Raw genomic sequence first — 12,334 nt, 5'->3', positions numbered from 1 at the left:
GCCGAGGGCATATGTGGGACGCCTCGGCAGGATCACCCGCCTCAGACGGGTCAGTTCCCACGGAACGGCCCGCGCGCCCGGCATATGCGGTCCATGATGGGGGCATGGCAGCAGCGGCGGACAGTCCCATGCTCTGTGTCGGGGCGGACGAGGCGGCGGACATCACGTTCGGACTGGCACTCGATCCCGCGGCCGGCGAGGTCCGCCTTCCCTCCAAGGCGAGTTCGGCGCGGATCGCCAGAGCACTGACGCGGCGCCAGTTCCAGCAGCGGTGGGCGCTGCCCGCCGAGCTGACCGACGACGCGGTGCTGCTCGTCGCGGAGCTGGTGGGCAACGCGGTGCAGCACGCGGGCGCGACCGAGTTCGGTCTGCGGCTGCGCCGCAGGCGCGGCTGGGTGCGCGCCGAGGTGCGCGACCCGTCACGGGCGCTGCCGTGCCTGCTGCCGGTCCGCGAGATGGACGTGGTCAGCGGCCGGGGGCTGTTCCTCGTGGACACGCTCGCCGACCGCTGGGGCGTGGATCTGCTGGCCAACGGCAAGTGCACCTGGTTCGAGATGCGCGTCGGCCCCCGGCCGCCCGGGTGAGGGCCGCAAAGCCGTCCCGGCCGCGGGGCCGCCCGCCGCGGCGGCCCCGCCGGCCCGGTGCTCGGTCGGGGTGAGGCCGCGGCGCCGTTTGAACGCCACGCTCAGCGCGAAGGCGTTGGCGTAGCCGACGCGCCGCGCGATGGCCGCCACGGTGGCGTCGGTGTCCCGGAGCAGGTCGGCGGCCAGCGCGAGCCGGTGCCCGGCGAGGTAGCGCATCGGCGGCTCCCCGACCCGCGCCGTGAAGCGGCGCACGAACGCGGCCCTGGACAGGCCCGCGCCCGCCGCGAGTTCCGCGAGCGTCCATGGCCTGGCCGGCTCGTCGTGCAGCAGCCGCAGCGCCCGGCCGACGACCGGGTCGCCGCCGGCCCGGTACCAGGACGGGCGGGCCGCCTCGGGCCGGTCGAACCACACCCGCAGCGCCGAGGTGAGCGTCAGGTCGAGCAGCCGGTCGAGCACCGCCTGCTGGCCGGGGCCCTCGCCGGTGACCTCGGCCGCCAGCAGGTCGAGCGCGGGACGGCGGACGCCGGCCGCGGGCACCACGGCCGCGCCGGGCAGCTCGCGCAGCAGCCGGTCGCCGATCTCCTCGGGCCGTTCGAAGGCGCCGACGAGCATCAGCGCCGAGCCGTCGCCCCGCATGGCGCAGGTGCGCAGGTGCCGTTCCAGCTCGTCGCCCACCGCCGTGCCGTCGGCCCGCGCGCACGCCTCCGGGCCCGTGACGAGGTAACGCGGCGGCGTGTCCCGGTCGTCGGCGACCGTGTACGGCTCGGGCCCGCGCACGATGACGACGTCCCGCTCCCCCGCCCGCACCGGCCCGCCCCGGCCCGGGGTGACCCAGGCCGTGCCGCGCAGCATCGTGATGACGGTCAGCGGGGCGCCGGTGGCGAACCGCAGCGACCACGGCGGCGTCATGACCAGCTGCCGGACGAGGGCGCCGCGCGCCCGCACCCCGCCCAGCACGTCGGCGAACACGTCCACGCCCCCGACTGTAGCCAAGCGCTCGCCCACCGTGCCCATGACGGCGGGGTCCGGCGGCCCGCCGGGTGGACGCGCGGACATGGCCGCGAGCAGAACGGCCATGGCCACCGGCCCCGGCGGCGCGTTGACTCGGGGCATGACCAGTACTTCTTCCCCACAGCCCATCCTCGTCGTCGGCGGTACCGGAACAGTCGGCCGCCGGGTGGTGTCCCAGCTGCGCGCCAAGGGGCACGCGGTGCGCGTGGCCTCACGGTCCGCCGGGCGGCACGAGGACGGGCACCCCTTCGACTGGCAGGACCGCGAGACGTGGGACTCCGCGCTGGCCGGGGTGCGCACCGCGTTCGTGGTGCCGCTGGACGGCACCACGCTCACCAGCCCGTTCGTGGACCGCGCGGTGGAACTCGGCGTCGAACGCATCGTGCTGCTCTCGGCGCGCGGCATCGACGTGCCGGGCTACGCGGACGAGAGCGGAGGCGCCGGGTACGCGGGCACGACGCACCGGGACGGCGAGGAGGCGCTGCGCCGCAGCGGCGCCGCGTGGACGATCGTGCGCCCCGGCTGGTTCAACCAGAACTTCAGCGAGACCTTCTTCCGCGACGCGGTGCTCGCGGGCGAGCTGCGGCTGCCCTGCGGGGACGGGGCCGCCACGTTCGTCGACAGCGAGGACATCGCGGCGGTGGGCGTCGCGGCCCTCACCGAGGACGGGCACGCGGGGCAGGTGTACGAGGTGTCGGGGGCGCGCGCCCTCACGTTCACCGAGGTCGCCGCCGAGATCTCCGCGGCGGCCGGGCGCGAGGTGCGCTACGTGCCGCTCACGCACGAGGAGTTCGCGGCGGAGCTGGTCGCGGACGGCTGGGACGAGACCGACGCGCAGACCTGGGCGGAGGCGCTGTCCCCGCTCAGGCGCGGTCTCGACGAGCACGTCTCGGACGGCGTGCGGCGGGCCCTGGGCCGCGAGCCGCTGGACTTCGCCGACTTCGCGCGCCGGGCCGCCGCCCAGGGCGCGTTCACCCCCGAGCCGGCCAGGGCCGGGGGCTGAGGCGGCCCCGGGCCGCCGCGCCGGGCCGCCGCACGCGGCCCGGCGCGGCCCGTCCGCCGCTCAGGGCGGGCCGAAGCGGCCCGCGGGGCGGCGCGGCGGCGCGGCCGGCGCCCCGCGGCCCCGGGTCGCGCGCCTGCGCCTGTCGTTGCACAGCAGGCACTTGCCCCAGCCGGGCGGCAGCGGGTCGTCCTTGTCCCCGTAGAGCGGGTCGATCGCGCCGCGCGGGTGCTCCCTGCACCCCGTCTCGCCCGGCCCCTCGGCGTAGGCGCGGGCCGCGGTCAACGCGCGGCGCAGCGCGTCGACCAGCACCTCGGCCTGCTCCCCCGCCGGCGCCTCGTGGTCGAACGCGATGTCGGACGCGGTCCGCAGCGCCGCCTGTAGCTCGCGCAGCTCCATCTGCTGACTCATGGGCGCCAGCGTAGGCGCTGCCACCGACAGCCGGCCCCGCGCCTATAGTCCTGCGCCATGCCCGCACTCCAGCTGCTCAGGACAGACCACGCGCCCGCGCTCCTCGCGTTCGAGCGGGAGAACCGCGAGTGGTTCGCCGCCTCAGTACCGGACCGGGGGGAGGAGTACTTCGCCCGCTTCGACGAGCGGCACCGCGCCCTGCTCGCCGAGCAGGAGGCGGGGACCTGCTGGTTCCACGTGCTGGTCGACGCGGCGGGCGGGATCGTGGGGCGGGTCAACCTCGTGGACGCCGCGGACGGCGGCGCGGACCTCGGCTACCGGATCGCGCGGCGGGCGGCGGGCCGCGGGCTCGCCACCCGGGCCGTGCGGGACGTGTGCGGCCTCGCCGCCCGGCGGTACGGGCTGCGCACGCTGCGGGCCGCGACAACCCTGGACAACCCGGACAACACGGCTTCGCGCGCGGTGCTGGCCCGCGCGGGGTTCACCGTGACCGGGGAGACGCTGCTGGGCGGGAGCCCGGGCCTGACGTTCCGCCGCGACCTGCACGACCTCGGCGCCGCGGCGGACCGGAACGGCCCGGCCGCCGCCGGCTGAGGCCGCCGACGCCCGTCCGGCCGAAGGCCCGCGGGGACGGTGACCCGCCTCACACTCCCGGCCCTGTCGCATGATTGTGCCCCAAGACAGACATCGGGCCCCAAAAACCCATGGGAAGCTGTCAGTGGCTGCTCGTAGGCTCAGGTCTTGATGTCTGCCACTGCCGAAGCCCCCGCGTCCCCTGCCAGAAAACGCTCCGTCGTCCGCTCCCTCCTTCGGCTGTGGCCGTACGTGCGCCCGGTGCGGGTTCGGGTGTTCAGCGCCGCGGTGGTGGCGATCGTCGCCGCCTCCATGGCGCTGATCATGCCGCTGGTCCTGAAGTGGATCGTCGACGGGCCGGTCGCCGACGGCGACACGGGCGGCGTGTGGCTCGGCGGCGCCGTGCTGCTCGGCGTCGGGGTGGCCGAGGCGCTGCTGTTCGGCCTGCGGCGGTGGCTGGTCGCCCGGCCGCTGGCCGGGGTCGAGGCGTCGATGCGCTCCGCGCTGTACCGGCACGTGCAGCGGCTGCCCGTCTCCTTCCACGACCGGTGGGCCACGGGGCAGCTGCTCTCCCGGGGCACGGGCGACCTCCAGCTGCTGCGGATGTTCCTCGCGTTCGGCCTGACGTTCCTCATCGTCAACACCGCCACGATCCTCATCGGCTTCGGCATCCTCATGGCCCAGGGCTGGCAGCTCGGCCTGCTGCTCCTCATCCCCGTGCCGCCGCTCATCTGGTTGTGCATCCTGTTCGAGATGCGGTTCTCCGTCGTCGCGCGCCGGGCGCAGGACCAGATGGGCGACCTCACCACCGTGATCGAGGAGTCGATCCTCGGCATCCGCATCATCAAGGGCTTCGGCCGGCACCGCAGCCAGGCCCGCGCCTTCCACGCGCTGTCCGGCCGGCTGATGGGCACCGAGCTGGCCAAGGCGCGGCTGCTGGCCGCGATCTGGCTGGTCATCCTGTCCCTGCCGGAGATCTTCCTCGGCGCGGCCCTGGTGCTCGGCGTCACGCAGGTGGCCGACGGCGACCTGACGGCGGGCACGCTGGTGGCGTTCATGACCACCGCCATGGCGCTGCGCTGGCCGGTGGAGTCCATCGGCTTCCTGCTGGCCCTGTGCAACGAGGCGGCCACCGCGACCGACCGGTTCTTCGATGTCATGGACGCGCGGATACCCCCGGAGGCCGCGCCGCGCGACCCGGCTCCGGCCGCGCCGCGCCCCGCCGCCCCGGCGGCGCGGGCGAACGGCGCGGCGGACGGCCTCCGCTTCGAGAACGTCACCTTCCGCTTCCCCGACAGCCCGCCGGACGGCGAGCCCGTGCTGAACGGGGTGAACCTGCACGTGCGGCCGGGCGAGACCGTCGCGCTGGTCGGCGGCACGGGCAGCGGCAAGACCACCCTCATCGGCCTGGTGCCGCGCCTGCACGAGGTGACCTCCGGGCGCATCACGCTCGACGGCCAGGACATCGCCGCCATGACGCGCGCGGAGGTGCGCGGGCGGGTCGCGGTGGCGTTCGAGGAGCCGACGCTGTTCTCCGCGACCGTCAGGGAGAACGTGCTGATGGGCGCCGACGGCGCGGACGAACGCGACCTGGAGCGCGCGCTGCGCATCGGCCAGGCCGACGGATTCGTCGCCGCGCTGCCCGAGGGCGCGGGGACCGAGGTCGGCGAGCAGGGCCTGAGCCTGTCCGGGGGGCAGCGGCAGCGGCTCGCGCTGGCCCGCGCGGTCGTGGGCCGCCCCCCGTTCCTCGTGCTCGACGACCCGCTCTCCGCGCTCGACGTGCACACCGAGGCCCGCGTCGAGGCCGCGTTGCGCGAGGTGCTCGCGGAGACCACCGCGCTCGTCGTCGCCCACCGGCCCTCGACCGTGCAGCTCGCCGACCGGGTCGCGCTGCTGTCCCGGGGCCGGATCGCCGCCGTCGGCACCCACGCCGAGCTGCTGCGCACCAGTCCCGAGTACCGGCACCTGATGACCGGCGAGCACCCCGAGGTGTCCGTGCGATGACCACGACCGTTCCCCCCAAGGCCACCGGGCAGCCGGCCGGCGTCCCCGAGCCCGCGCCCGACCCGTTCGGCCAGGACACCCTGCCCGCGCCGCCCGGCGCCTCCCGCCGCCTGCTCGGCTCGCTGATCCGCCCGCACCGGGCGCGCATCGTGCTGGCCGCCTTCCTGCTGCTGGCCCAGCAGGCGGCGGTGCAGGCCGTGCCGCTGCTCGTGGCCTACGCGATCGACAACGGCGTGCCCGCCGTGCGCGAGGACGACAACGGGCCGCTCATCGCGGTCGCCGTGGCCTACCTGGTGTGCGCGCTGGGCGCCGGGCTGCTCAACTACACGTTCATCCGCGTCTCCGCCCGCGTGAACCAGGGCATCCTGCTCGACCTGCGCGGCCGGATCTACCGCCACGCGCAGGCCCTCAGCCTGGACTTCCACGACCGCTACACCTCGGGCCGGCTGATCTCGCGCTCGACGAGCGACGTGCAGTCGCTGCGCGAGCTGCTGGACGAGGGGCTCCAGGAGATGCTGGTCATCCTGGTGTCGCTGGCGTACATCGGCGGGCTGCTGCTCTACCTGGACATCGGGCTCGGCGGCGCGGCGCTGCTGTCGTTCGTCCCGCTGTACCTGCTGGTGCGCAACTACCGGCGGCGCTCGGCGGAACGATTCAGCAGGCGGTCGACGGCGATCGCCGCGGTCATCGTGAAGTTCTCCGAGACGCTGAACGGCATCAGGCCGGTGCAGGCGTTCCGCCGCGAGCGGGCCAACGACGCGGCCTTCGCCGAGCTGAACCACCGCCACGAGCGCGTCAACGGCGACACGATCCTGGAGATGGCGCGGTTCGTGACGCTGTCCCGGCTGATCGCCGCCTTCGCGATCGCCGGGGTCGTGATGTGGGGGGCGCACCGGGTGACCTCGGGCGATCTGGAGCTCGGCGTGCTCGCCGCGGGCGCGCTGTACGTGCGGCGGCTGTACGACCCGCTGGACCGCTTCGCGATGATCCTCAACAACTACCAGTCCGCGGTGGCCTCGCTGGAGAAGATCTCCGGGCTGCTGGCGCAGCGCCCCGACGTGCCCGAGCCCGAGCACCCGGTGCGGCTGCCGGAGCGGGCCGCGGGCCGGCCGGGGCGCGAGGTCGTCTTCGACGACGTGCGGTTCGCGTACCGGACGGGCGGCGAGGTGCTGCCGCGGTTCCGGCTCACGGTGCCCGCGGGGCAGACCGTGGCCCTGGTGGGCGCGACGGGCGCGGGCAAGTCGACCCTGGCCAAGCTGCTGGCGCGCTTCTACGACGCGACGGAGGGCCGGGTGCTGCTCGACGGCACGGACCTGCGCGAGCTGAGCATGCCGGAGCTGCGGCGCGGGGTGGTGATGGTGACGCAGGAGGCGTTCCTGTTCTCCGGGACCGTCGCGGAGAACATCGCGCTCGGCAAGCCGGACGCCACGCGCGAGGAGGTCGAGCAGGCGGCGCGGGCGATCGGCGCGCACGACTTCATCGCGGCCCTACCTGAGGGCTACGACACGGACGTGCGCAAGCGCGGCGGCCGGATCTCGGCGGGGCAGCGGCAGCTGGTGGCGTTCGCCCGGCTGCTGCTCGCCGACCCGTCGGTGGTGATCCTCGACGAGGCGACGTCCTCGCTCGACATCCCCGGCGAGAAGGCGGTGCAGGAGGCGATGGTGACGGTGCTGCGGGGGCGGACGGCGCTGGTCATCGCGCACCGGCTGTCCACCGTGGAGATCGCGGACCGGGTGCTGGTGATGGAGAGCGGGCGCATCGTCGAGGACGGCCCGCCCGCCGAACTGATCGCGGGCACCGGCCAGTTCTCCGACCTGCACCGCGCGTGGCGGGACAGCCTGGTCTGAGGCCGCGGGCGGCGGCGCGCGCGGGGGCGCGCGCCGCCGGTCCCGGCACGGCCGGCTCAGCGCAGGAGCGTGCCGTGCGCCTCGGCCGACTCCTCCTGCGGGAGCGCGACGAGGCCGAGTTCCGCGCGGTGGGCCAGCAGCCGGTGCGCGGGCAGGACGCGGACGGTGTAGCCGAACGGCCCGGACCGGTGCAGGGTCAGCTCGCCGGAGAACGTCCAGCGGCCCGCCAGGTCCGCGCCGCCCTCGGGCTTGAGCTGCACGTACATCGGGTCGGCGAGCCGGTCGTCGCCGTCCACGCGGCCGGTGACGGCCTGCACCTCGACCGCGGAGGGTTCGAGGTCGCCCAGGGTGACGCGCACCCGCAGCGACACGGTGCCGCCCAGCGTGGGCGCCTCGCTGCCCGGCTCGACGTGGTCCACGGCCACCCGCGGCCACGCCTGCCTGACCCGGTCGGCGTACGCGGCCAGTTCCGCCGCGGCCTCCGGGGTCATCGCGCGGTGCGCGGCGGCGGCCGGGGCGTAGAACCCGGTGACGTACTCGCGCAGCATCCGGTCCGCGAGCACCCGGGGCCCGAGCCGTTCGAGGGTGGCGCGCACCATTTCGAGCCAGCGGACGGGCAGCCCGCCGCGGCTCACGCCGCGGTCGTAGAAACACGGGGTGACCTGCTCGTCCAGCAGCCGGTAGAGCGCGGCGGCCTCGATGGCGTCGCGCCGGTCGGGGTCGGCCGCGGCCTGGCCGTCGGCGGTGGGGATCTCCCAGCCGAAGTCGGGGTCGAACCACTCGTCCCACCAGCCGTCGCGCACCGACAGGTTGAGGCAGCCGTTGAGGGCCGCCTTCATACCCGAGGTGCCGCACGCCTCCAGCGGGCGCAGCGGGTTGTTCAGCCACACGTCGCACCCGGCGTACAGGGAGCGGGCCATCGCCATGCCGTAGTCGGGCAGGAACACGATGCGGTGGCGGATCTCCGGGTCGTCGGCGAAGCGCACCAGTTCCTGGATGAGCCGCTTGCCCCCGTCGTCGGCCGGGTGGGCCTTGCCCGCCACCACGATCTGCACGGGCCGCTCGGGGTGCAGCAGCAGGGAGGTGAGGCGTTCGCGGTCCCGCAGCATCAGGGTCAGCCGCTTGTAGGAGGGGACGCGGCGGGCGAAGCCGATGGTGAGGACGTCGGGGTCGAGGACGTTGTCGATCCAGCCGAGTTCGGCCTCGCCCGCGCCGCGCTGCCGCCACGAGGCCCGCAGGCGCGCGCGGACCTCGTGCACCAGTTGTTCGCGCAGGGTGCGGCGCAGCTCCCACAGCTCGGCGTTGCCGAGCGCGGTCGCGTGGGCGCGCCGTACGGCGTCCGCGGTCCAGGTGGGGGCGTGCACGCCGTTGGTGACGGCGCCGATGGGGGCCTCGTCGGCGTCGAACCCCGGCCAGAGCCCGGCGAACATGCCGCGGCTGACGTTCCCGTGCAGCGCGGAGACGCCGTTGGCCCGCTGCGCGGTGCGCAGGCCGAGCACCGCCATGTTGAACTGCGGCGGGTCGCCGTCCGGCGTGCTCTCGCGGCCCAGGCGCAGCAGGGCCTCGGTGCCGAGCCTGGCCAGCTCGCCGCCCTCCCCGAAGTGCCGGGCGACCAGTTCCTCGGGGAAGCGGTCGATGCCCGCGGGCACCGGGGTGTGGGTGGTGAACACGGTGCCGGCGCGCACGGACCACAGGGCGGCGTCGAAGTCGACGCCTGCCTCGCCCAGCTCGCGGATGCGCTCGGGGCCGAGGAAGCCGGCGTGTCCCTCGTTCATGTGGCACACCTCGGGCTCGGGGTGGCCGGTGATGCGGCACCAGGCGCGCACGGCGCGCATGCCGCCGATGCCGAGCAGCATCTCCTGGAGCAGGCGGTGCTCGCCGCCGCCGCCGTAGAGCCGGTCGGTGACCTCGCGTTCCGCCGGGCCGTTCTCGGCGACGGAGGAGTCGAGCAGCAGCAGGGGAACGCGGCCGACCGCCACGGTCCAGACCCGGGCGGCCAGGGTGCGCCCGCCCGGCAGGTCGAGCGTCACCCGGGCGGGTGAGCCGTCGGGTTCGGTCAGCGGAACGAGGGGCAGCTCGTGGGGGTCGATGACCGGGTAGTGCTCCTGCTGCCACCCGTCGGGCGACAGGCTCTGCCGGAAGTAGCCGTGCCGGTAGAGGAGGCCGACGCCGATGAGGGGGGCGCCCAGGTCGCTCGCGGCCTTGAGGTGGTCGCCGGCCAGGATGCCGAGGCCGCCCGAGTACTGCGGCAGGGCGGCGGTGATGCCGAACTCCGGGGAGAAGTAGGCGATGGAGCGCGGCAGTTCGCCGCCCGCGCGGGCGTCGGCCCGCTGGTACCAGCGCGGCTCGGTCAGGTAGTCGCGCAGGTCGCCGATGGCGACGCCGAGGCGGCGCAGGAAGCCGCGGTCGGCGGAGAGTGCGGCCAGCCGGTCGGCGGACACCGTGCCGAGCAGCCGCACCGGGTCCTCGTGGGCCGCCTGCCAGCTGTCGGGAGCCACCGAGCGCAGCAGCTCGCGGGTCTCGGGGTGCCAGGACCAGCGCAGGTTGAACGCCAGTTCCTGAAGGGGTCGGAGGGGTTCGGGAAGGACGGGGCGAACGGAAAAGCGACGGATGGCCTTCACGTTTCCGACCGTAGCCGGGCCCCGGGGGCGGCACCGGTGGATTCCGGTCCATTCGGCTGGAATGGTGCCGGTAAACCACCCCCGGGGACCACCGGAGGCGGTCAGGCCCCCCGCGCCGCGCCCGGGTCCTGGCCGTCGGGCGCCGCGTCCCCGGCCGGGGCGGCGGCGGGCGGCTCGGTGCCCTCCGCCGTGTCGTGCAGCACCCGGGGCGCGAGCTCGGTGGTCGGCCGGATGGTCCCGGCGGCGATCTCGGCCGCGTAGTGGCAGGCCACGCGGTGCCCGCCGCCCATGTCGGTCAGCTCGGGGCGTTCGGTGTCGCAGCGCTCCGGCTGCCGCCAGGGGCAGCGGGTGTGGAAACGGCAGCCGGCCGGCGGGGCGGCCGGGGACGGCAGGTCGCCGCGCAGCAGGATGCGCTCGCGGTTGTCCTCCAGGTCGGGGTCGGGAACGGGCACGGCCGACATCAGCGCGCGGGTGTAGGGGTGCCGCGGCTCGGCGTAGAGCGCGTCGCTCGGGGCCTCCTCGACGAGGGCCCCCAGGTACATGACGCCGATGACGTCGGAGATGTGCCGCACCACGGCCAGGTCGTGGGCGATGACGACGTAGGTCAGGCCCAGGGAGTCCTGGAGCTCTTCGAGCAGGTTGAGCACCTGGGCCTGGATGGACACGTCGAGCGCGGAGACCGGCTCGTCGCAGATGATGAGGTCGGGTTCGAGGACGAGGGCGCGCGCGATGCCGATGCGCTGGCGCTGCCCGCCGGAGAACTCGTGCGGGTAGCGCGACAGGGCGCCGGCGGGCAGGCCGACGCGCTCCAGGATCTCGCTGATCCGCGCCCTGCGCTCGTCCCGGTCGGCGCCGATGCCGTGCGCGGCCATGCCCTCGGCGAGGATGGACTCGATGTTCTGCCGCGGGTTGAGGCTGCCCAGCGGGTCCTGGAAGATCATCTGGAGGCGGCGGCGCGAGCGCCGCATCTCCTCCGCCGGGAGCTGGGCCAGGTCCGTGCCGTCGAAGACGACGCGGCCCGAGGTGATGTCGTTCAGCCGCAGGATGGCGCGGCCGAGCGTCGTCTTGCCGCAGCCCGACTCGCCGACCAGGCCGTAGGTCTGGCCGGCGGTCACGGACAGCGATATCCCGTCGACGGCGTACACGTGGCCGACCGTCCGGTCGAAGAACACCCCGCGTTTGACGGGGAAGTGGACCTTGACGTCGTCCAGTTCGAGCAGGCTCATACGGATGCCTCCGTCTCGGGGTCCGTCCCGGCGCCGGGGGCGCCCCCGCCGGTGCCGGGGACGGCGTTCAGCACGGGATTGACGCACCGCACGTCGTGGCCCTCGGCGCGCGGCAGGGGCGCGAGCCGCGGCGTGCCCTCAAGGCACTCCTCGGTGTAGAAGTCGCACCGGGGCGCGAAGGCGCAGCCGTCCCGCCAGGCGATGGTGTCGTTGATCGAGCCGCGGATCGGGTTCAGCCGTTCGCCGCGCGGCGCGTCGAGGCGCGGGATGGAGCCGAGCAGCCCGTGGGCGTAGGGGTGCGCGGGCGCGGCGAACAGCGGGCGCCGCCCGGCGGCCTCCACCACCTTGCCCGCGTAGAGCACGTTGACCGAGTCGCACAGCCCGGCGACGACCCCGAGGTCGTGCGTGATCATGAGCAGCGCGGTGCCCTGGTCGTCGACCAGCTCCCGCAGGAGTTCGAGGATCTGCGCCTGGATGGTCACGTCCAGGGCGGTCGTCGGCTCGTCGGCGATCAGCAGGCGCGGCGCGCAGGCCACGGCCATGGCGATGAGCGCGCGCTGGCGCATGCCGCCCGACAGCTGGTGCGGGTACTCCTTGAGGCGGCGCGTCGGGTCGGGGATGCCGACCCGTTCCAGCAGAACGGCCGCCTCCTTGCGCGCCGCCTGGCCGCGCAGGCCGCGGTGCCGGGTCAGGATCTCGGTGACCTGGACGCCGATGGGCACGACCGGGTTCAGGGAGGACAGCGGGTCCTGGAAGATCATCGCCAGCTGGGTGCCGCGCAGGTCGCGCAGCGCCGACTGCCCGAGCGAGAGCAGGTCGGTGGTGCGGCCTTCGCCGGTGCGGAAGTCGGCCCGGCCGCCCACGCGCACCCCCTTGCGCGGCAGCAGGCCCATCAGCGCGAGCGAGGTGACGCTCTTGCCGCAGCCGGACTCGCCGACCAGGCCGACGACCTGGCCCTCGTCCACGGAGAAGGACACGCCGGACACGGCGGTCACGTCACGCGTGCCGCGTCCGCCGAAGGTGACCGTCAGTTCGTCCACGGTGAGCAGGGACATGG

Annotated in this window: 9 protein-coding genes and 1 pseudogene; 5 read left to right on the top strand and 5 right to left on the bottom strand. The window is 75.0% G+C overall.

From position 1 onward, the window contains the following. Nucleotides 1-104 precede the first annotated feature (104 nt). The gene (locus LC193_RS23210) at nucleotides 105-584 is read left to right on the top strand and encodes an ATP-binding protein (protein ID WP_226077145.1); all 480 of its coding nucleotides are present in this window, start codon (nucleotides 105-107) and stop codon (nucleotides 582-584) included. 39 nt (nucleotides 585-623) lie between these two features. On the opposite strand, the pseudogene LC193_RS23205 reads toward LC193_RS23210, so the two are convergent. Beyond that, nucleotides 624-1,559, bottom strand: a pseudogene (locus tag LC193_RS23205) (cupin domain-containing protein); the annotation flags it as partial. Between the two features lie 136 nt (nucleotides 1,560-1,695). Here LC193_RS23205 and LC193_RS23200 point away from each other — a divergent pair. Then, complete coding sequence (locus LC193_RS23200; RefSeq protein WP_226077144.1) at nucleotides 1,696-2,598, top strand: NAD(P)H-binding protein; 903 nt, start codon at nucleotides 1,696-1,698, stop codon at nucleotides 2,596-2,598. Between the two features lie 60 nt (nucleotides 2,599-2,658). On the opposite strand, the gene LC193_RS23195 is transcribed toward LC193_RS23200, so the two are convergent. Next, nucleotides 2,659-3,006, bottom strand: coding sequence for a hypothetical protein (locus tag LC193_RS23195; RefSeq protein ID WP_226077143.1), 348 nt, complete (start codon nucleotides 3,004-3,006; stop codon nucleotides 2,659-2,661). Nucleotides 3,007-3,063: 57 nt separating this feature from the next. On the opposite strand from LC193_RS23195, the gene LC193_RS23190 reads away from it, so the two are divergent. The 3 genes from LC193_RS23190 to LC193_RS23180 all read left to right on the top strand — a co-directional run bounded on the left by LC193_RS23190 (nucleotide 3,064) and on the right by LC193_RS23180 (nucleotide 7,430). Continuing rightward, on the top strand, nucleotides 3,064-3,600 hold the full coding sequence (locus tag LC193_RS23190; protein WP_226077141.1) for a GNAT family N-acetyltransferase: 537 nt from the start codon (nucleotides 3,064-3,066) through the stop codon (nucleotides 3,598-3,600). A 150-nt stretch (nucleotides 3,601-3,750) separates the two neighbouring features. Next, the gene (locus LC193_RS23185; RefSeq protein ID WP_226077139.1) at nucleotides 3,751-5,583 is read left to right on the top strand and encodes an ABC transporter ATP-binding protein; all 1,833 of its coding nucleotides are present in this window, start codon (nucleotides 3,751-3,753) and stop codon (nucleotides 5,581-5,583) included. Continuing rightward, complete coding sequence (locus LC193_RS23180) at nucleotides 5,580-7,430, top strand: ABC transporter ATP-binding protein (protein WP_226077137.1); 1,851 nt, start codon at nucleotides 5,580-5,582, stop codon at nucleotides 7,428-7,430. Before LC193_RS23185 ends, LC193_RS23180 begins: the two co-directional genes overlap by 4 nt. 56 nt (nucleotides 7,431-7,486) lie before the next feature. Here the strand turns inward: LC193_RS23180 and glgP are convergent, their stop codons facing one another. The 3 genes from glgP to LC193_RS23165 form a co-directional block, all read right to left on the bottom strand. Continuing rightward, nucleotides 7,487-10,051: an alpha-glucan family phosphorylase gene (glgP, locus tag LC193_RS23175; RefSeq protein WP_226077136.1), complete on the bottom strand. Its 2,565-nt coding sequence runs from the start codon at nucleotides 10,049-10,051 to the stop codon at nucleotides 7,487-7,489. Between the two features lie 101 nt (nucleotides 10,052-10,152). Then, on the bottom strand, nucleotides 10,153-11,277 hold the full coding sequence (locus tag LC193_RS23170) for an ABC transporter ATP-binding protein (protein WP_226077135.1): 1,125 nt from the start codon (nucleotides 11,275-11,277) through the stop codon (nucleotides 10,153-10,155). Then, nucleotides 11,274-12,332 carry an ABC transporter ATP-binding protein gene (locus tag LC193_RS23165; protein WP_226077134.1) on the bottom strand — a complete coding sequence of 353 codons (1,059 nt, stop codon included), beginning with the start codon at nucleotides 12,330-12,332 and terminating at the stop codon, nucleotides 11,274-11,276. Before LC193_RS23165 ends, LC193_RS23170 begins: the two co-directional genes overlap by 4 nt. Nucleotides 12,333-12,334: the final 2 nt, after the last annotated feature.

The organism is Streptomyces marincola, from assembly GCF_020410765.1.
In the GTDB taxonomy this organism is placed as follows: domain Bacteria; phylum Actinomycetota; class Actinomycetes; order Streptomycetales; family Streptomycetaceae; genus Streptomyces; species Streptomyces marincola.
The sequence above is the reverse complement of the archived record's forward strand: the minus strand, read 5'-3'. Positions and strand labels throughout refer to the sequence as shown.

Excerpts from the sequence above, each read along its gene's own strand:
- LC193_RS23195 (WP_226077143.1), bottom strand. The coding sequence starts at position 3,006 with ATGAGTCAGCAGATGGAGCTGCGCGAGCTACAGGCGGCGCTGCGGACC.
- LC193_RS23170 (WP_226077135.1), bottom strand. The coding sequence starts at position 11,277 with ATGAGCCTGCTCGAACTGGACGACGTCAAGGTCCACTTCCCCGTCAAA.
- LC193_RS23185 (WP_226077139.1), top strand. The coding sequence starts at position 3,751 with ATGTCTGCCACTGCCGAAGCCCCCGCGTCCCCTGCCAGAAAACGCTCC.
- LC193_RS23165 (WP_226077134.1), bottom strand. The coding sequence starts at position 12,332 with ATGTCCCTGCTCACCGTGGACGAACTGACGGTCACCTTCGGCGGACGC.
- LC193_RS23190 (WP_226077141.1), top strand. The coding sequence starts at position 3,064 with ATGCCCGCACTCCAGCTGCTCAGGACAGACCACGCGCCCGCGCTCCTC.
- LC193_RS23200 (WP_226077144.1), top strand. The coding sequence starts at position 1,696 with ATGACCAGTACTTCTTCCCCACAGCCCATCCTCGTCGTCGGCGGTACC.
- LC193_RS23180 (WP_226077137.1), top strand. The coding sequence starts at position 5,580 with ATGACCACGACCGTTCCCCCCAAGGCCACCGGGCAGCCGGCCGGCGTC.
- LC193_RS23210 (WP_226077145.1), top strand. The coding sequence starts at position 105 with ATGGCAGCAGCGGCGGACAGTCCCATGCTCTGTGTCGGGGCGGACGAG.